The organism is Sporofaciens sp. JLR.KK001 (genome assembly GCF_036941055.1).
Taxonomy (GTDB): domain Bacteria; phylum Bacillota; class Clostridia; order Lachnospirales; family Lachnospiraceae; genus Sporofaciens.
Map to the genome: position 1 here is coordinate 2836007 of NZ_JAYMNO010000001.1, position 18058 is coordinate 2854064.

An 18058-nucleotide genomic window follows, 5' to 3' on the forward strand; every position below is an offset into this window, starting at 1 on the left:
CTGTGCATATCAGAACAGTCTATATCACAGAAAAAGCCCTGCCGGAACTCCGACAAGGCTTTTATTCCACTATGCATAAGGCATAAGTTATCTCTAAGTTCCTACGCTGGCATTATCCAGATCAGGTATAAGAGTCAAAGAAACACTCCATTCTTTATCTCAGCCGGCTTGCCGCCAGCCCCTCTCTCTTCTTCATTCAGTTTTCAAGGCTTTCATACAGATCTCTCTCTACATGCTTAAGTCTATACTCCCTGGGTGAAAATGTCAAGCACGAATTGGATTATTTGTCTCGATCCTATGCCGTCCTATGCCCGTCCAGACAGGACCATCCTTCTGCCGACCAGATATCCTCCCGGCGCTTTGGACATCTGCGCGATCTGCTCCATAAAGAGGTTGATCTGCAAGTCACGGTTCGCCTGAAGCTTTGCCTTAATCGATTCAAGAAACTTCTCCTTGCTGCTGGTATCCGAACCGGAAAATGTATGGTCCAGCTCTACCTGGTAAAGCTTCTCATACTGCTCATCCTGATACTTCTGATACCCGGGTCTGCCGGCGGCAACCAGGTCAAGATTCCCGATGGCCCATTTCAGCGAAAACAGTGCGGACTCCGTCGTATCCTCCCCGGAAGCGTTCAGCATCTTCTGATACTCTGCATAAGTCTCAGGAGAATACTTCTCCATCGCATACCGAATCTCCCCTCTGCTGTCCTCATGCACATAACCGTTGCCGTCCAGACCGATCACATTCTTTACATGGTACTTCATATGACAGGAACCGACCCGCTCTCCTTCCATGCCGATCCGCGCAATGGAGCGCATAGCGTCCATGAAGGATGCTTTGGTCCCCTCATCCATGAACTGGTCCGCAAGATACGCTGCCTTCTCGACTCCAAGACTGATCCGCGCCAGCCGGTCCGTCTCTTCCACGCCATGGACATTATTCGGCAGGAAATCACTCCATATAATATCATAGACGCTGTCTTTCAACTCCTGGCTCTTGCCCCTTAGGGCGTCCGTAATCGCATTGTCTATTCTTGCATATCCTGTATGAAACGGTCTTACCGGCCCGCGTTCGATCACCACGGCGGACGGTTTCGCCGGCGCCGCAGCCGAATCGCTCTTGGGGAGCGCAAGCGGTTTTTCATTCATTGGTTTTACTGATGCAAAATTCTTCCTGATCTGCTCTAACTGAGCAGAAGTAATCATATCCTTCCACGGTGTGATCGGCTGCAATCCCCCCGAATGAAAACAAGTGCATTTACTCATAGATACGGCCTCCTTCTGTCATATATCAAAACGTTGAATATTCTATATATAGTATATCGGCCGGTTATCCCTCATAGTTAAGGTAATTTGGCATTCAGCCAGTTTTTACGTGCTTCCATAAGCAATTCGAAGATGTTGAACTTTTCCGTATTTTCCTCTGATGACAGCAGACTGCCCTTTATCCTCTCAGCCATTCTCTCCGTGTCATCATAAGCTTCTGATATCTCCATTCCGGCACGCTGCGCCGCGATCTGACGCATCTATGGTTTATTTTCTGGCGTAAATGGTTTTATCTATGACAACGGAAACATGGCATTTAGTGTAAAATCTGTTCCGCTCTGAAGATCAAGCACTCCTTCATACCGTTCAACGATCGTTCGGATATTCTGCAGGCCGATGCCGCTCACAGGGATCTGTTTGGAAGATAAGAATCTGCCCCCGTGCCGTTTAACCGGCAGATAGGCGCTGTTTATGATTTCAAATACCCAGTAATTAGGGTGTATCTGTGATCTCATTCGTATCCGTCCGGGCGGATATCCGGCCGCAGTACCCCGTTGGCAGGCTTCTATCGCATTGTCCAGTGCATTTGCCAACAGACAGCAAAGATCGACAGGCGCAATCTTCTCCTCCCCCGGAACCCTCATTTGTATCGATATGTCGATTCCCAGCTTTTTTGCCTGTCTGTATTTGGGATTTAACAGAGCGTCAGCAAAAATAGAGCCTGTCTGTATGACAGACTCCCCTTCTTCTATGCTGACATTCCACTGTTCCAGATAATGTCTGGCTTCTTCTATGTTCTCATTTGTTAAGAGCTGCGCAAGACATAAGCTGTGATTTCTCATATCATGCCGGATCTTTATAAGCTGCTCATATTGTTCTTTTGAGGTCTCGAGCTGCTGTCTTAGCATCTGGTGCTGCTGTTTTGCCAGTCTCTCTACCAGCCGCCGTTCCAGCATAATAATGCAGCAGACGTTAAGGACCTCGCCGCCTAGTGCGATCAGGCTATGAGGGACGGCGACTATACACACATATTCTGTGTCCCAATCGTTCACCTGGAAAAATGTCATAGCCGTCATGCTGACCGTCACACAGATAAATGTAACGATACATACAAGGTAGATACCGTCGCGGTCCTCAAAATCGCGCTTAAGCAGATGGAGCTTTCTTTTTAAGATTTCCATCATAAATATAGACGCAATGCATGATGCCAGATCGACCGATCTCATTATGAAGTCAAAATTGATCTCCTGCCCGTTCAGAATTGCTATCGACTGGAAAAGCGGAAATAATACGGCGCTTGCCACTTCATGAATCCCATATATCCAAAGAGTAAAAAAGCTCCTTTTTATTGCGCTTCCATGGAACAGCAGCGTATTCAGTGCAAGCGCGCAGGCGCACAGATAGATCATATTGCCCCACACGGTTCCGGCAATACCGTACCATACATTGATGTGTCCGTACAGCCAGGTTCCCAGATAATACCACAGAAAAGTATAACGGTACTTCGTTCCAAGCATTTCCTTTAAAAAGAGATATTGATAAACAACAAGAATACTTCCAAGGCTCGTTGTCCATACCGCCAAACTGATCAAAAGACATCCCCCCGGTTTTTCAAATAATACATAAATGCCAGGCCGAATGCCTGATACCTGCGTCTGGATAAGGGCAGAACCACTTCATTGTCTAACCAGATTTCCTCTTTTTTATAGTGCTGCACATGGTCAAAATTAACAATATAACTCCGGTGGCAGCGGAAAAATGTATCCGGCAGCGTCGGTTCTAATTCATCTAATTTCCCATAATACGGAAGGAACTCTCCATTCTTATGCAGATGGATTTTCCTGTTCATGGCCTCCAGATACAAGATCTGTCCGAAAGGAATCCTTATCACCGCCGTTCCCTGGCGGATGGCAAGCGTATGTTCGTATTCCCCCGTAAGAGAAGAACAGAGCTGCCAGAGTATGGTTTCCAGCTTTTTTATATCCACAGGTTTTACCAGATAATGAAATGCCTGAACATCATATGCATCGATGGCATATTGCCGGTGCGCCGTAATAAAGATCAGTTTGCTCTTATCTCCTCTTGCACGCAGCTTCTTTGCCAGTGTAAGCCCGTTAAGGGGCTTCATGGCAATATCAAGAAATACGATATCGAACGTTCCGCGCGAAAGGAGTACGTTTCCATTTGTATATGCCTCGATGCTGAATATAACAGAATGCTTGTTCAATATATTTTTTATATGGCCTGTTAGCTGTTCCAAAAGAATCTGCTCATCTTCGCAGACCGCAATCCGAATCACGTTAATTTACTCCCTTTCCTGCCCGCTGTAATAGCTTCTATTATAGTGAAAAGCTGCCGCGGATACAAGGGTATTGACTAAATGGTCTGTTTTTTGATGTGAACGGATCGCTTATCTGCAGTTAAATACTTCTATATGATGCCGCACATTCTCGTATGTTCCCTGCACCATAGCCTCGTTCAGCTTGAAGTAATTATGCGCTCCTTCCGTCTGGAAATACTCTTCGGCCCTCTTCGTCAGCTGATTGAAACTGGCCGTCGCAATATTGACCTTCACGATTCCAAGAGAGATTGCGCGTCTGAAATCATCGTCTGTGATCCCGCTTCCGCCGTGCAGGACGAGAGGTACTTCCGTCCTTTTCTCGATTTCTTTCAACACGTCGAACGCAAGCGTGGGCGCTACCGGATAATTCCCATGGGCATTCCCGATCGCTACCGCCAGCGCATCGATTCCGGTGCGCTCACAGAATACCTTCGCGTCTTCAGGATCCGTACAGCGGATTCCGTGGTCTTCACTTCCGTCTTCGCTCCCGCCTACCAGGCCAAGCTCCGCCTCCACGGTAGCGCCGTATCCCTTCGCAATCTCCGCTACCTCCTTCGTACGCTCGATATTCTCCTCGAAAGAATAGTTCGAGCTGTCGAACATGACGGAGGTAAATCCAAGTTCCAGTGCCTTTTTCACCGTTTCGACGGTGAGACCGTGATCCAGATGGACCGCTACATCCACCTTCGCTTCCTTTGCAGCCTGAACCATCATCGGACCCATCAGCGCAAGGGGCGAATGAGGAAGCCGTACCTCTGCGATCTGAAGGATGATCGGAGTATTCATCTCTTCTGCCGCCTGAACGGCGCCTTTGACCATCTCCATATTTCCCACACTGAATGCGCCGACGCCTCTGCGTTCCTTACTTGCCTGCTCTAACAGTTTTTTCATTGTTACCAAAGCCATTTTTCTTCTCCTCCTTATAACTGTTGACAATTACTCTTTTATGTTTTGACTGATTTAATTCCCTTCCAAGAAGCACCATGCAGATCAGTGCAAGCGCTGCGAATGCCGCTCCGATCGCAAATACTGCCTGCATCCCGTAGCCTTTCCCGGTAACCACGCCTGTGATCACAGGCGCGCCGAAGGTTGCGATCACGATTCCGAACATGACATCATTAAAATTCTCTTTTTCTTCTGTGTTCCTGTAAGTATCATGTCTTTCATTCCAATCCTATTTCATTTCTTTTTCCGTTATAAACCGCCTGATAATGAATACCGGCCCGGCCTTATATAGACCGGACCGGCTGTATTCTTATAACAAACGTACTGTTAGATCGTTCCGTCCCATGTGGATACTTCGATGGTCTTCTTCTCTTCCTCGTCGAACCAGTGTGTGGTCACGGTCTTTGACTCGGTAAAGAAGCGGTAAGCATCCTTGCCCAGACAGTGAAGATCTCCGAAGAAGGAATCCTTGTGGCCGGAGAATGGGAAGAATCCGATCGGAACCGGAACGCCTACGTTTACGCCGACCATACCGCCGTCCGTATATCTCGTGAACTGACGTGCAAAGTATCCGCTCTGCGTATAGATCACGGAACCATTTGCATATGGATTCTCATTCATCATAGCAAGACCTTCTTCAAAGTCTTTGCAGCGTTTTACAGTAAGGACCGGAGCAAAGATCTCCTCGCGTCCGATGCTCATCTCCTGTGTCACGTGATCGAAGATCGTCGGAGCCACAAAGTAACCGTTCTTCATATCTTCCGGCAATTCCGGGTTGCGTCCGTCAAGTACCAGCTTCGCGCCTTCGTCGATTCCCTTCTGGATATCGCGGAGCACTTCCTGATAATGCTTCTCATACGTGATCGGTCCGATGGTCTTCACGCCCTTTGCGTGGGATCTGTCATAAGCCTTGGTCGGGATCACCTGTTTTGCCTGTCTTACAAGCTCTTCAACAAATTTGTCTGCGATCGCTTCCTCAACGACGATACAGCTAAGCGCCATACATCTCTGTCCTGCACATCCAAATGCAGAGTTGATCACGCCTGCAACGGTTCTTTCAAGCGCACAGTCTGCCATTACCAGCGCGTGATTCTTAGCCTGGCAGAGAGCCTGCACACGTTTGCCGTTCGCCGCGCCTCTCTGGTAAACGGACTTGCCTACCGGAGTAGAACCTACGAAAGAAATTCCTCTGATGTCCTTATGGTTCAGGAGCAGGTCAACCTCGTTCCTTGAGCAGGTAATCACGTTGATAACGCCGTCCGGCACGCCTGCTTCCTTGTAGATCGCGGCAAGCTTAAGCGCCGTCCTTGGTGTCAGGGAAGCCGCCTTAAGCACCATAGTATTACCGGTTGCGATACAGGTAGGAGCCATCCATCCAAACGGGATCATAGCCGGGAAGTTTACAGGTGCGATCCCTGCAAATACGCCGAGCGGCTCGCGGTATTTTACAGTGTCGTATCCGCGGGAAGCATCCATCATGGATTCGCCCATCATCAGAGACGTAACCTGTGTTGCAAGCTCTGTTCCTTCCTTCGCCTTTGCAACGTCGCCGTCAGCCTCGCCCCAGGTCTTGCCGTTCTCTTCTGCTACCGTGTAGGTCAGTTCCTCATAGTCGCGGATGATCAGTTCGCGGATCTTGTACATGATCTGCGCTCTCTTGATCGCAGGAGTGCCGCTCCATCCCGGGAATGCAGCCTTTGCAGCCTGAACCGCAGCCTCTACCTCTTCTGTCGTACAGCAGGGAGCCTGTCCGGTGATCTCTCCGGTAGACGGATTGTGGAGGTCATACCACACGTCTGTCTTGGATTCAACAAATTCGCCGTTGATAAATACTTTTAATTTTTCCATGCTTGTTCTCCTTTATATGATATTTTTATTTTTATACTTTTTTGGATGCTATTTGATACTTACATCAGAAATTCGCGTCATGCATCCATGTATATCTCTCATCCTCGCAGCGGTCCGTCTGAAGCCACGGATTACCGTCGATATGGCGGATCATCCAGCAGGTATACATCTGGAATCCCGGCGCAACAGCCTGCGGATGAAGCTCTCCGCCCGGTATCGCAGAAAAGCTGTTGTTCACGCTCTTAAACACCTGGTCGCCCACGAAGCTTGCTCCGAAACCTTCCGGCCGGTCGAATTTGAACAGGTACGTCTCCGGCTGCGGATGTCTGTGCGGAAGATACCCCGACCAGTTTCCTCTGTCATTCAAGACCTCGCCAAGTACCATGTTGGATTCCGGTGAAATGTCATGGTCAAAGATGGTATTCACGCGGCGCTTTGCCACGTTGCCGAATTTGCCTACGCTTGAGTATCCCCACGGAGCATCCTTTGGGGCATACAGCCGGCTTGCAAATGTCTTGTCGTTGTGCGTGCACTGTACCAGGATCTCGGTTTCGGCGTTGGCTGTCACTTCCACTTCCACGCCCGTACTTACATGAACGCACCATGGTCCTTCTGTAAATACGTCCTTTCTGGTAACGGTCTCCTTCTTATCTTCCCATGCGAAGTTAAGATCTCCTGACAGGAGAAGGACCGCAGTCTCTTCTCCGTCTCTTTGAAACTTCCTTACTTCGCCCGCTTTCATCCGATATACACGGATATCCATCATCATTGCTTTATATTCATTGTCATAAGTGGTAAGGATCATCTCGCCCTTATCATCAAACTCCGGATAGCCAAATACTTTGCTCATCTGATGCCATGCCTCCTTCTATATTTTCCTGCCTGCTGATCTTAATAATCTCTGGCTGCTTCTCTGCCTGTCTTAACACCCTCCCACGCTGCTCTGACAGACTCCTTCTCCGATACATCCGCAAGACCTACATTCCACCAGGACTCATATCCGTCCGTCATGGTCTTTGGAATGACCTTCAGATCGAAGAGACAAGCGATTTCCTGCTTCTTCGCATCTTCAAGCGCCGCTTCCAGTTCAGCGATGGTCTTACAGGTATAGGACTTAAGGCCGTAACCTTCTGCAACCTTAGCATAGTCAACCGGAATCAAGTCGCCGCAAGGCTTCTTGCCGTCCGTGTAACGGAACTCTGTCGCAAGGCTTCCGATTCCGTGGTTCATCTCCAGATTGTTGATACATCCGAATCCACAGTTATCAAATACCAGGATATTTACCTTCTTCCGCTCCTGCATGATGGTCATGATCTCGCTGTGGAGCATCTGGAAACTGGAATCTCCCACTACACAATAAACTTCATTATCCGGCTCCGCAAACTTCACGCCGAGAGTTGCCGCCACCTCGTATCCCATACAGGAATAACCGTATTCTGCATGATAACCGCCGCGCTTATCTGTGGTCCATACCCTCTGCATACAGCTTGGGAGAGAACCGCCTGCCGTGATGATCGTCGCATCCTCGTCGATGACTCTGCGGATCGCCGCAAGCGCAGCCGTCTGTGTGATCTTTCCGTCTGTAAGCTTCACGAATTCCGGGATCGTCCTTGGATCTCTTGCCTTGATCATCGGCTCGAAATCATCCCCGGTGTACTCGATGGCGCCAAGCCTTGCCATCTCCTTATCCCATGCGCCCTTCGCTTCCTCGATCTCTCCTGAGTAAGCAGATACATAACCTCTGGCGCGAAGCTTCTCTGACAGCGCCGTTACCGTCGCCTTCGCGTCGCCCACAGCCTTCACAGCATCCATCTTATATGCGTGGTATCTGGAATTATTAATAGTAACGAATTTCACATTCTCATCTTTAAACAGCCACTTGGAGCTGGTCGTAAAATCAGACAGTCTGGAACCGATGGCGATCACTACGTCCGCGTCCTTTGCGATCACGTTGGATGCATATGTACCGGTCACACCGATTCCGCCCAGGCAGTATGGATGGCTTGACTTACATGCGCTCTTTCCTCCCTGGCTCTCGCCGAACGGAATCTTGAATTCCTCACAGAACTGCTCTACGACCTCTCCCGCCTCTGAGAAGCGTACTCCGCCTCCTACGATCACCAGCGGCTTCTTCGCTCCCGCAATGATCTTTGCAATGTCTTCTAACTCCTCTTCTACCGCTGCCGGTCTTGTGATCCTGTGCACTCTCTTCTCAAAGAAATATTCCGGGAAATCATAGGACTCGCCCTCTACATCCTGGCAAAGACCGATACAGCAGGCTCCCGTCTCCGCCGGATCCGTCAGGACACGCATGGCATTGATGAGCGCCGTCATGATCATCTCCGGTCTTGTGATCCTATCCCAGTATTTGCACACTGGCTTGAACGCGTCGTTGGTAGTCGTTGCAAGGCTGTTGCTCTGCTCTAACTGCTGAAGCACCGGATCTGGCTGGCGTGATGCAAAGGTATCCGCCGGGAACACCAGAAGCGGAATGTTATTTACCGTTGCGGTGGCACATGCCGTTACCATATTCGCCGCGCCGGGGCCTACAGAAGATGCGCAAGGGATGATCCTTCTGCGGTTGCTCTGCTTCGCAAATGCTGTTGCCACATGGCACATGCCCTGCTCATTCCTTCCCTGGAGAACTCTTAAGTTCCCCGGATTTGAGTCGAGCGCTTCTCCTAATCCTACTGCGATACCATGCCCGAATATGGTGAAGAATCCTTCTACAAACTTTGTCTCCTTGCCGTCCATGGAAACATACTGGTTATCCAGGAACTTCACAATTGCCTGTGCTACGGTCATTCTTACTGTTTTAACCATCTCTTTTCCTCTCCTTCTATCTCTTTCTATTCCAAATATTAATCTGTCCTAAACTCTGATTTGTTCTACATATATTAATCTGCTCTATCTATACTCTTGCGATCATCTCGCCGAACTGTTCTTTCTCTTCCTTAATAAATGCGTGCACCGCATCCGGTCCCGGAAGGGAATCGGAACAATTGTTGCTTCTTACCATCATAGATGCTTCCGCAGAACCGAATTCCAGACAGTCGATGATCTCCCATCCCTGATACAATCCATATAAGAAACCAGAACCATATCCGTCGCCGCCGCCAAAGCCTTTTCTCGCCGTTACCGGGAACGGTTTGATGCTGAACTTCTGTCCGTCGCAGGTGTATGCCGTCGATCCCTTCATACCATGCTTGATCACAACGATCTTCGCATTGTAACCCTGCCACAGCGCCGCGCTCTCCTCGTCTGTCATGCCTGGTTTGATTAATTTCTCCGTCAGGTCAAACTCTTCTCTGGAGCCCATGATGATGTCCGCTTCCTTCGCTACGATAGAATAGTAGATAGAGATCTCATCACTGTTCTTCCAATTGTATTCCCTGTAGTCGATATCGAAGATCACCTTCGTGTCATTCTTCTTCGCCAGCATCACCGCCTTGATCGCCGCCTCCCTTGACGGACTCTCCGAAAGAGCCGTACCGGAGATCAGGATAGCCTTCGCATTCTTGATGTACTCTTCGTCGATGTCGTCCACATGGAGCTGTAAGTCAGCGATGCAGTTGCGGTACATCAGGATACTGCTCTCCTTCGGAGATAACATCTCGGTAAATGTAAGCCCTAACTTCTCGCCGTTGGTGCATCTGGTGATGTGTGAAGTGTCGATTCCCTGCTCGTCAAAATAATCCACTACATAATCTCCGAACTGATCGTCGGATACCTTGCCAAGGAAGCCTGCCTTCATGCCGTGGCGGGTAACGCCTACTGCAATATTCGCCGGTGAACCTCCCACAAACTTCTCAAACATATGTACCTTCTTCAATGGCTTGAACTCTTCCTTCACCTGGTCGTTGTAAGCCGGGTTGAAATCAATTGCCACCCTTCCCAACAATACCAGATCCATCGGTCTGGATGAATCGAACTCTACATATTTCATCTTTGCTTCCTCCATTCTCTGCGTGCTATTTTCATTTGCGTGCTTTATTGCGTGTTTATTTGATGTCTATACAATAGCACGCGTGTACAAAAATTTCAAGTATTATTTTCAAGATTTTGAAATTCCCATATTATATACAAATATTGTGGTTTTTATTTGTATATTTCCTACAAACACACACAATCTATAGCACGCAAATAGCACGCATTTAAAAGCAAACACTTTGGATTTTCTATTAAGCGTGCTCTTGTCAAATAGGAGTAAATTAGGATATAATCAAATCAATCATGGAGGTGAGCCTATGAATGAATTAGAGAAATGTATGGCAGGAGAATATTATGATTGTCATGATCCCATCTTTTTGGGCTTCAAAGGTCATGCAAGAAAGCTTTTGAAAGAGTACAATGCTCTTGCATATGAGCAGAAAGAAGAAAAATACAACATCCTGAAGCAATTATTCGGAGGAATCGGCGCAAATGTGACTGTCGGATCGCCCTTTATCTGTGATTACGGGCGGAATATTTACATCGGAGATCATGTATCTGTGAATATGAACTGTACCTTTGTCGACTGTAACGAGATCACCATCGGCAACAACGTGCTGATCGCATCAAACGTTCAGCTCTATACGGCAACGCATCCGGTAGAATTTGCCGAAAGATACATCCCGGACCAGGATTCCCAATCGGAAAAATTCCAGACCTATGCACTGCCGATCAAAATCGGAAACGGATGCTGGCTGGGCGGCGGCGTCATTGTCCTGCCGGGCGTAACCATCGGCGACGGCTCCGTGATCGGAGCCGGAAGCGTTGTCACAAAGGATATCCCCGAGAATTCACTGGCTGTAGGCAATCCATGCCGTGTGATCCGGAAGATCAACGGCGATAAGTAATAGTAATATTGTAAGATTCTAAGATTTTTTGAGCTTGACCGGAATCTGGATCTCTACGTGGCAATAATCTTCCGCCTCGTTCCAGATCACATATTTCTCAATCGTCGCCATACATTTAACGTACTTGCTGTTGGGCAGAAATTCCTGATTAATGCGTTTCCATACATTTCCAAGCACATGATCGGATATTCTGCCCTTCGCCTCAAAGATAAGCCACACAGCCGGCGGAAATGAAAAGATTTCGAAGCCTTCCGCCTCGTCACCCTCCCACTCTACCGCGCACATATAATCATTGCTTCCGTCCTCTCCAAACCCAAAGCAAAGACCTAAGTCAAAAAAACGACCGCTTAATTCCTGGATTCTGCCGTTGCTTCCGTCGCCTTTCACGACAGCCCATGTACCGCCGCCGTAAGGTGTAATCCTTCGTATCCCCAGAACCTTGAAAGCCTCCCGTTCCATGATCGTATATTCCATCTTCTCGACTCCCTTCATCACAATCTCAAAATGCAGACGGCAGTAAAATGTCAGCTTTACCTAGTTCATACGCTCTGTCCAATCCATATCTCCACCGCCTTTGTCAAATATTCTTAAATGCAGCCTTACTGTGCCGTCTATAGTCAGTGTAATATAAACCTCAGCATTTGTCCCGTCATTTTGCAGGTAAAAAATATCGGTTCTGACCGGATGGAATACTATACCACAACTTCTAAAATCCGTTTTCCTTTATGGTTAATTTCTTTTATGCCAGCCTGTTTCTTTTTATTGAAATTAAAGCTCAGCAAGTATCCTTTATCTAAATGATAATATTCGAGATAATCAAACAACTGTTCTTCCCCTCTTCGATTATACTCTTCCCCTCTCCATATTTTCATTTCTACAACATGCTGCTGTCCGAGATAGTCAATAACTACATCTGTCCGGCGCTGATTTCTGGTCTGCGCCTCTATATAATAATTTCCTTTTCCATTAATAATTGGTTTTAAATAAAGCAAGAAAAGACGTCGCCCGTTTTCTTCTTTAAACGTATCTGAACTATCTGCATAAACTTCTGTAAAATGCTGCATAAATTTTGCCATGACCACATCCATGTTCAAATAACCTTCCCGGATAAACTGATTCTTAATCTCGGACGCTGCTATATAAGATTTATTATCCAATAATTCCTCAGACAGGAAAAGATTATAGATTCTTGTCTCAAATACACGATTTGCAACGACAGCCTGTCCATTGCATTCTCCGAGAAATCCAAACATTCTTCCGATATCAATCGCATAATTGTCAGGATTGTAGGCAAAACTCTGCCCGTAGAACAAGATTGCATACAGCATTTTCTTCAATTGCGGATAACCGGCAATCTGCTTTCGCATATCATCAAATAAAGTATTAGATTCATTCAACAAAATCTTTACAGCCTCCGCAATTCCTGCATCAGACCAGATATATTTTGTTGATTCAAATCCCGCTTTCCCTGCAATCTGTTCATCCAACAGCAAACAGATTCTCGATACCAGGTACGGATAACCAGAAGTATAATCATAAATCGCTTCCGACATTCTTTCGATATTCATTCCTGTCTGATGATCCTTCTCATATTCCGACAACATCCCTTCAATATCTTTCACAGAAAAGCTCATATCAATATCAAAATCAGCCGCAATATTCCAGGGACTATTATATCTTTGTACTTCATCAGGACGAAGTTTTTGTTTTAAATTCTTTATATCATATACGCCGGCCAAAATAACCGAATGAAAAATTGCAGTTTGCTTTCTCTCCAGATAATAGCCTCGAAGCAGCCCCAGAAAATCAAGAAAAACCTGGTTATTCGAAGCACTGTCTACTTCGTCGATGATCAATACTACAGGCTTCCTGGATGTTTCGCAAAGATTGCTGAGTAAATAAAATAAATCCGCCATATTTATCCTATGATCGGCGGCCGCTTTCTCCAACGCCTGGATATCCTCTTTAGCAAAACCGGAAATTTCCTGATTTTTATTTTTAATGATCCGGACGATCATATTTGCAAACTCTCTGGAAAAAGTATGTTCATCATAAAAAACAGCCGAACTCATTCGCTGAAAATTCGTAGAAAGAACATTATATTCCTCTTTTAGATACTGTCTCAATGCCCATAGCGTTGTTGTTTTCCCATATTGTCTGGCACGGTTTATCACAAAATACTTCTGCTTATCAACCAGTTCCTTTATTCTTATCATACGTTCATCCAGATTGACCATATAATTTTCATCCGAATAACATGGTCCGTTTACATTAAAACATTTCTTCAATGTCTCACCTCCTAAAGTCATTCTTATTCAGCCTCATCTTTATACCCAATATTAAGTAATGTTTATACCATAACTATAAATTAGACACACCGTTTTGACAACATATTTCTTAATATTATCCACCCGTCTGTCTATAATATCCCATATGAGTAAACATACCCAAACACATACTAACTTTCAGTGTTGCACCGGACGAAAGTATCATATATAATGATGTGTGTAGATTATACAAGCAGGAGGATTTGGTTATGCCGCTTTCGTTTCGGTTGTTTTCAGTGGGTTTTTCACTTGTTTGTTTTGGCGTGGGGCTGTATGCTCTGGCATCCGGGATTTTAGGGAAAAAGATGAAAATACTTCCCTGTCTGATCTATACCGTCTATTATCTGCTGGGAAATGCTTTGATACTCGCAGGTATGGTCGGAGCTTATGCGCAGGCTGACGCATACGAGTATGAAAATGTATTCAATCTTTTGAATGGCACGATTGGGAATCTGCTGCATTCGGCCGTGCTGGCGCTTGTATTGCGCCGTTTTTTGGGGACGGATTTCTGGCAGGGGCTGGCTGCCTCTTTTCTGGGAAATTTTATTGCCTATACGGCAAATTCTGTCCTTCAGGAAGCGGCATCTTATTACAGCCCAATATTCGGCGGAATGTATCTGTATACATTTATTACGATTTTTATTCCGTACCTGGCAGTGCTGCCAATCGCTGCAATTGTTGTGTGGATACTGAGAAAAAGCAGCTTCTACCGATATTTTTCACATTTGTTTTCCAGAAGATCATGGGCAGCGGGAACGCTGCTTTTCAGCTTCCTGCTGATGTGTGTCTGGCAGGTATTGAACTGGCTGTATCCAGATACTGAGCCGGGCGTGGGTTATAGCATATTCTTTTTCGCGCTCATTGTAGCCGCCCTGTTCTGGGTGCAGTTCCTGGCCATGTATGCCGCAGGACAGGATAAGATTCGGGCGCAGGAGGAAACGATCGCACAGAATCAGGCGCATATGGAGCTTTTGGAGGAGCTGCAGCAGGAGATACGCGCTTTCCGCCATGATTTTACCAATCTGTTTTCCGGCCTGACCCTGCAGGCGCAGGAAGGTGATCTTGCGGGGATTCAGGAGTTTATGAGAAAGACCAGCAGCTATTTCGATGAAAAGCTGGGGCAGGAGATCCAGCAAATGGACGGTCTGAATCATATCACGCTCTATCCTTTGCGCAGCCTGTTGACCGCAAAGCTGGCGGATATGCGGAAAAGAGAGATCCATTCAGCGCTTGAGGTACTCTATCCGGTGGACAGCAAGGTTATGATGGAAACGGAAGATCTGCTCCGAAGCCTTGGAATCCTGATCGACAACGCGATGGAGGCCGCGCCTCAAATGGCCGGAACGGTGCGGATCGTTCTGCTTCAGGAAGAAAAAGAACTATATATCGCAGTTTCCAATAATTATGACAGAGCGCCGGAGCTGTCCGCACTTTCCCGAAAGGGCTATACCACAAAGGGGAAAGGCCGGGGGACAGGGCTTACGAGTTATCGGCGGATCGTGTCCAGGTGTAAGGGTTGTGTTGCGAGAACCTACTTAAAGGACGGCTATTTTGTGCAAGAGTTGAGACTTCCGGCGGCGTAGGAGGAGACAAATGATTCCGATTTATATATGTGATGATGAAAAGCCGGTGGCCGACCGGCTGGAACACATCATTTCGAATCAGATTACCATATTGAACGGAGATATGGGGCCTGTCCGCGAGGCGGATACGCCGGAAAGATTATTGGACCTGCAGACAAAGGATACCATACCGGCGGTATATTTCCTTGACATTGATTTTCCGGGCAGGATGAGCGGGCTGGAGCTGGCGCAGAAGCTGAGACTCCACGATCCGCGGGGGTTCATTGTATTTATCACGGCGCATCATGATCTGGCTTTTGAAACCTTCCGGCTGCGGCTGGAAGCTCTGGATTATATCGTAAAAGGCGACTATAACGCAATGGCCGTCCGGGTGAGAGAATGTCTGACAAGCATACAGCAGCGGCTTGCCAGTGAACAGCCCAAACATGGCAGATATTGTACGATCCGGTTGTTTGATACCATCCGGCACATCCCGGTAGAAACGATCCTTTATTTCGAGGCTCTGGGATTTAAGCACACGCTCTGCCTTCATCTGGATAACGAACTGCTGGAATTTAACAGCAGTCTGGAGCATTTCGCGGAAGAATTGGGTGAGGATTTCTGGCGGTGTCACAGAGGATTTCTGGTAAACCGCAGCCGGATCCGGACTGTGGACCTGAAATGCCAGGCGGTCATTTTGGACAATGGAACGGAATGCCCCCTGTCCAGAAGAGCCAAAACAGAATACAATGCACAGAGAAAACGGGACGCAAAATAAGAGTGTGACCGTTCAAGCTGCAGCTGCACCCTGATCAATCACCGTTCGTGAAACCAAACGGACAATTCGCGTAAAAAATGAATAATTTGACCTTCTGTCTGTTATAGTGATTTCAAGATAACAAAACAACAGGAGGTATTCATTATGAAAACAAAATCAATCTTATCCAACCACGTGGTAATGCTGATGGCTCTTTTCCTGGCCTTTATGGGATATTTCCTTTCTATTTACAGAGGAAATATGAATAGTGCTTCTAATTATTCCGGACTGATCATAGCTGCAAGCTGTCTGTATTCCGTAAACCCTATCTTCGGAGGCGAGCTGCCGGAAAACAAAGTCCTTCGTCTGCTGGCACGTCTCAATGGTCTTTTGCTGGTTGTCTGGTTTGTGATCATTATTGCACAGCTCTTCTTATAGAGGAGGATACACTGATGGATCATCACAGTGAAGATTTTGAAAGGATGAAAGCAGATTTACATGAAAAAGGCTATCAAGAAAAAGACGTTACGATCACGTCCGGGAAGGCCATGGTTTTCGGAACTCTTTGCGCGCTGCCGTTTGTAATCGTCTTCGGATTATTGTATCGTTTTTTGCTGATTGATAGAGCATTTTTACTGGAGGTAAGCGGGATCGCTTTTTACGTTATGTTTATAGCGATTATTGCGGTTTCTGTTGTCATACATGAATTATTACATGGGATAGGATGGGCAGTTGCCAGCGGGAAAGGCTGGAATGTCGTTCAGTTTAACATCAATGCAATGATGCCGAGCTGTGCCTGTAAAGCAGTATTAGCAAAAAGAGCATATCTGGCCGGCGTTCTGACACCTTTTATCGTATTGGGGTTCGGCAGTGTGCTTTTTATTTATATATATCCCGGTACGGTGTCATTATTGACGATGATGGTCAATTTTATTTCTGCCGGAGCGGATCTGATGATCGCATCTCAGGTGCTGAAGGAACGGGACGGTCTCATTGCGGACCATCCCACAGAAGCTGGTTATATCCACTTATATCGGGCTCCTCACGATGGGAAAACCTGCTTATGAGTCCGTCCATGAGTTTGATGACGATCCGGATGCTCAGGGAAAATAGCATTGTACCGGGAAATCAAGAGTAAGCCAATCCGATTTAGGATTGGCTTCTATAATATCCGGGGCTTTGACTTATTTCCAGATCACATTCGGCTCTTTTCTGGGCGCCGTTCTTACATAAGTCCTTGCCGGATAACCCAGCAGCATACAGGCTTTTACAGGTTTTCCTTCAATTCCAAGCCATTTCTTCACATCTTCATCTGCTTCTGCGATCCGGGCAAGATAACCGTTATACAGAACTCCCATTCCCAGGGAAACAGCCATACTCTCTATATTCTGCGCGGCCAGCCCAGCATCTAAAGGCCAGTCGGAAGTGATAAAAAGAACTGCCGGAGCATTGCGAAAGAGAAAGTCGTCCGCCAGATTCTCCTTCCTTCGCCGGTTAAACCGGATATAAGGTGCCAGTGCAGCGTCCTTAACTCCATCTCTTTCCTCTATTCCGTCAATATATCTCCACACCCTGTCTTTTAATTCATCCAGTTCATCCTGGACAAATACGAAATAACTGCCCTGGTTATTCACCGCCGTAGCCGTATAGCGTCCTGCCTGGGCAAGGAGTTCAAGCTTCCTGCGGGACACCTTCTCCTCCTGATAGCTTCGGATGCTGCGCCGGAATTTGATCGCATGCAGCACGTTATTCGGATCCAGTTTAAAACTGTCCTCCTGATATTCTTCCACGTCATCCATATCATAATCCGGGATCGAGACCGCGTTCTTCGGACAGACCGCAACGCAATGGCCGCACTGCAGGCACTCTCCCTTCACGGCCGCTTTTTCGCCTACCTTTATGTTCTGGGCAATACAGTCTTCTGCGCACAGACCGCATCCGACACATTTTTCGCAATTGATCTTAACCATACTATCAACTCCTTTTCCTCTGATCGATTATATATATCAGGCATTTCTTCCAGATTTACCTATTGTATCATAATCTTTAATATCTGTCTCAATATTTTCCATAAATCTTGTGCGGCGGCGGAGTACCTCTTGTTTTTCTAATATCGCTGGTGTAAAATATAATTTGTATTTTATGTATAGAACTAAAATGTGAGGAGTTGATTTT

Annotated in this window: 18 protein-coding genes and 1 riboswitch; of the genes, 5 read left to right on the forward strand and 13 right to left on the reverse strand. The window is 46.9% G+C overall.

Annotation, left to right across the window (positions count from 1 at the left end; genetic code table 11):
* Nucleotides 1-81: 81 nt before the first annotated feature.
* Nucleotides 82-195, reverse strand: a riboswitch (TPP riboswitch).
* A 110-nt stretch (nucleotides 196-305) separates the two neighbouring features.
* The 10 genes from VSQ62_RS14730 to iolC all read right to left on the reverse strand — a co-directional run bounded on the left by VSQ62_RS14730 (nucleotide 306) and on the right by iolC (nucleotide 10345).
* Nucleotides 306-1265 (reverse strand): hypothetical protein, encoded by a 960-nt coding sequence (locus VSQ62_RS14730; RefSeq protein ID WP_334635582.1) that lies wholly within the window; start codon nucleotides 1263-1265, stop codon nucleotides 306-308.
* 77 nt (nucleotides 1266-1342) lie between these two features.
* Nucleotides 1343-1525, reverse strand: a complete 183-nt coding sequence (locus tag VSQ62_RS14735; protein WP_334635583.1) for a hypothetical protein — start codon at nucleotides 1523-1525, stop codon at nucleotides 1343-1345.
* A 33-nt stretch (nucleotides 1526-1558) separates the two neighbouring features.
* Nucleotides 1559-2857, reverse strand: a complete 1299-nt coding sequence (locus tag VSQ62_RS14740) for a sensor histidine kinase (protein WP_334635584.1) — start codon at nucleotides 2855-2857, stop codon at nucleotides 1559-1561.
* Nucleotides 2854-3564, reverse strand: a complete 711-nt coding sequence (locus tag VSQ62_RS14745; RefSeq protein WP_334635585.1) for a LytR/AlgR family response regulator transcription factor — start codon at nucleotides 3562-3564, stop codon at nucleotides 2854-2856. The genes VSQ62_RS14740 and VSQ62_RS14745 overlap by 4 nt, the downstream gene beginning before the upstream one ends.
* A 111-nt stretch (nucleotides 3565-3675) precedes the next feature.
* On the reverse strand, nucleotides 3676-4512 hold the full coding sequence (locus tag VSQ62_RS14750; protein WP_334635586.1) for a class II fructose-bisphosphate aldolase: 837 nt from the start codon (nucleotides 4510-4512) through the stop codon (nucleotides 3676-3678).
* Nucleotides 4469-4717, reverse strand: coding sequence for a hypothetical protein (locus VSQ62_RS14755; protein ID WP_334635587.1), 249 nt, complete (start codon nucleotides 4715-4717; stop codon nucleotides 4469-4471). Before VSQ62_RS14755 ends, VSQ62_RS14750 begins: the two co-directional genes overlap by 44 nt.
* A gap of 161 nt (nucleotides 4718-4878) precedes the next feature.
* Nucleotides 4879-6399 carry a CoA-acylating methylmalonate-semialdehyde dehydrogenase gene (gene mmsA, locus VSQ62_RS14760; RefSeq protein ID WP_016219137.1) on the reverse strand — a complete coding sequence of 507 codons (1521 nt, stop codon included), beginning with the start codon at nucleotides 6397-6399 and terminating at the stop codon, nucleotides 4879-4881.
* Nucleotides 6400-6463: 64 nt separating this feature from the next.
* The gene (locus VSQ62_RS14765; RefSeq protein WP_334635588.1) at nucleotides 6464-7249 is read right to left on the reverse strand and encodes a 5-deoxy-glucuronate isomerase; all 786 of its coding nucleotides are present in this window, start codon (nucleotides 7247-7249) and stop codon (nucleotides 6464-6466) included.
* A 41-nt stretch (nucleotides 7250-7290) separates the two neighbouring features.
* Nucleotides 7291-9222, reverse strand: a complete 1932-nt coding sequence (gene iolD / locus VSQ62_RS14770; RefSeq protein WP_334635589.1) for a 3D-(3,5/4)-trihydroxycyclohexane-1,2-dione acylhydrolase (decyclizing) — start codon at nucleotides 9220-9222, stop codon at nucleotides 7291-7293.
* Nucleotides 9223-9310: 88 nt separating this feature from the next.
* Nucleotides 9311-10345 (reverse strand): 5-dehydro-2-deoxygluconokinase, encoded by a 1035-nt coding sequence (gene iolC, locus VSQ62_RS14775; protein WP_016219140.1) that lies wholly within the window; start codon nucleotides 10343-10345, stop codon nucleotides 9311-9313.
* Between the two features lie 301 nt (nucleotides 10346-10646).
* Here iolC and VSQ62_RS14780 point away from each other — a divergent pair, with 301 nt between their 5' ends.
* Nucleotides 10647-11237 (forward strand): sugar O-acetyltransferase, encoded by a 591-nt coding sequence (locus tag VSQ62_RS14780; RefSeq protein WP_334635590.1) that lies wholly within the window; start codon nucleotides 10647-10649, stop codon nucleotides 11235-11237.
* Nucleotides 11238-11255: 18 nt separating this feature from the next.
* Here VSQ62_RS14780 and VSQ62_RS14785 read toward each other — a convergent pair whose 3' ends face one another.
* Both VSQ62_RS14785 and VSQ62_RS14790 read right to left on the reverse strand, forming a co-directional pair.
* Nucleotides 11256-11711, reverse strand: a complete 456-nt coding sequence (locus tag VSQ62_RS14785; RefSeq protein WP_334635591.1) for a GyrI-like domain-containing protein — start codon at nucleotides 11709-11711, stop codon at nucleotides 11256-11258.
* 218 nt (nucleotides 11712-11929) lie between these two features.
* A complete protein-coding gene (locus tag VSQ62_RS14790) occupies nucleotides 11930-13525 on the reverse strand; it encodes an AAA-like domain-containing protein (RefSeq protein ID WP_334635592.1) in 1596 nt (531 codons plus the stop codon).
* A 248-nt stretch (nucleotides 13526-13773) separates the two neighbouring features.
* On the opposite strand from VSQ62_RS14790, the gene VSQ62_RS14795 reads away from it, so the two are divergent.
* The 4 genes from VSQ62_RS14795 (at nucleotide 13774) to VSQ62_RS14810 (ending at nucleotide 16950) form a co-directional block, all read left to right on the forward strand.
* On the forward strand, nucleotides 13774-15147 hold the full coding sequence (locus VSQ62_RS14795) for a sensor histidine kinase (protein ID WP_334635593.1): 1374 nt from the start codon (nucleotides 13774-13776) through the stop codon (nucleotides 15145-15147).
* Between the two features lie 10 nt (nucleotides 15148-15157).
* On the forward strand, nucleotides 15158-15904 hold the full coding sequence (locus VSQ62_RS14800) for a LytR/AlgR family response regulator transcription factor (protein ID WP_016293823.1): 747 nt from the start codon (nucleotides 15158-15160) through the stop codon (nucleotides 15902-15904).
* A 144-nt stretch (nucleotides 15905-16048) separates the two neighbouring features.
* Nucleotides 16049-16321 carry a hypothetical protein gene (locus tag VSQ62_RS14805; RefSeq protein WP_334635594.1) on the forward strand — a complete coding sequence of 91 codons (273 nt, stop codon included), beginning with the start codon at nucleotides 16049-16051 and terminating at the stop codon, nucleotides 16319-16321.
* Between the two features lie 14 nt (nucleotides 16322-16335).
* Nucleotides 16336-16950 (forward strand): DUF3267 domain-containing protein, encoded by a 615-nt coding sequence (locus tag VSQ62_RS14810; RefSeq protein ID WP_334635595.1) that lies wholly within the window; start codon nucleotides 16336-16338, stop codon nucleotides 16948-16950.
* A 117-nt stretch (nucleotides 16951-17067) separates the two neighbouring features.
* Here the strand turns inward: VSQ62_RS14810 and VSQ62_RS14815 are convergent, their stop codons facing one another.
* The gene (locus VSQ62_RS14815) at nucleotides 17068-17853 is read right to left on the reverse strand and encodes a nitroreductase family protein (RefSeq protein WP_334635596.1); all 786 of its coding nucleotides are present in this window, start codon (nucleotides 17851-17853) and stop codon (nucleotides 17068-17070) included.
* Nucleotides 17854-18058 lie beyond the last annotated feature (205 nt).

Coding starts and splice junctions, on each gene's coding strand:
- VSQ62_RS14730 (WP_334635582.1), bottom strand. CDS start 1,265: ATGAGTAAATGCACTTGTTTTCATTCGGGGGGATTGCAGCCGATCACA.
- VSQ62_RS14735 (WP_334635583.1), bottom strand. CDS start 1,525: ATGCGTCAGATCGCGGCGCAGCGTGCCGGAATGGAGATATCAGAAGCT.
- VSQ62_RS14750 (WP_334635586.1), bottom strand. CDS start 4,512: ATGGCTTTGGTAACAATGAAAAAACTGTTAGAGCAGGCAAGTAAGGAA.
- VSQ62_RS14755 (WP_334635587.1), bottom strand. CDS start 4,717: ATGTTCGGAATCGTGATCGCAACCTTCGGCGCGCCTGTGATCACAGGC.
- mmsA (WP_016219137.1), bottom strand. CDS start 6,399: ATGGAAAAATTAAAAGTATTTATCAACGGCGAATTTGTTGAATCCAAG.
- VSQ62_RS14765 (WP_334635588.1), bottom strand. CDS start 7,249: ATGAGCAAAGTATTTGGCTATCCGGAGTTTGATGATAAGGGCGAGATG.
- iolD (WP_334635589.1), bottom strand. CDS start 9,222: ATGGTTAAAACAGTAAGAATGACCGTAGCACAGGCAATTGTGAAGTTC.
- iolC (WP_016219140.1), bottom strand. CDS start 10,345: ATGAAATATGTAGAGTTCGATTCATCCAGACCGATGGATCTGGTATTG.
- VSQ62_RS14780 (WP_334635590.1), top strand. CDS start 10,647: ATGAATGAATTAGAGAAATGTATGGCAGGAGAATATTATGATTGTCAT.
- VSQ62_RS14785 (WP_334635591.1), bottom strand. CDS start 11,711: ATGGAATATACGATCATGGAACGGGAGGCTTTCAAGGTTCTGGGGATA.
- VSQ62_RS14795 (WP_334635593.1), top strand. CDS start 13,774: ATGCCGCTTTCGTTTCGGTTGTTTTCAGTGGGTTTTTCACTTGTTTGT.
- VSQ62_RS14800 (WP_016293823.1), top strand. CDS start 15,158: ATGATTCCGATTTATATATGTGATGATGAAAAGCCGGTGGCCGACCGG.
- VSQ62_RS14805 (WP_334635594.1), top strand. CDS start 16,049: ATGAAAACAAAATCAATCTTATCCAACCACGTGGTAATGCTGATGGCT.
- VSQ62_RS14810 (WP_334635595.1), top strand. CDS start 16,336: ATGGATCATCACAGTGAAGATTTTGAAAGGATGAAAGCAGATTTACAT.
- VSQ62_RS14815 (WP_334635596.1), bottom strand. CDS start 17,853: ATGGTTAAGATCAATTGCGAAAAATGTGTCGGATGCGGTCTGTGCGCA.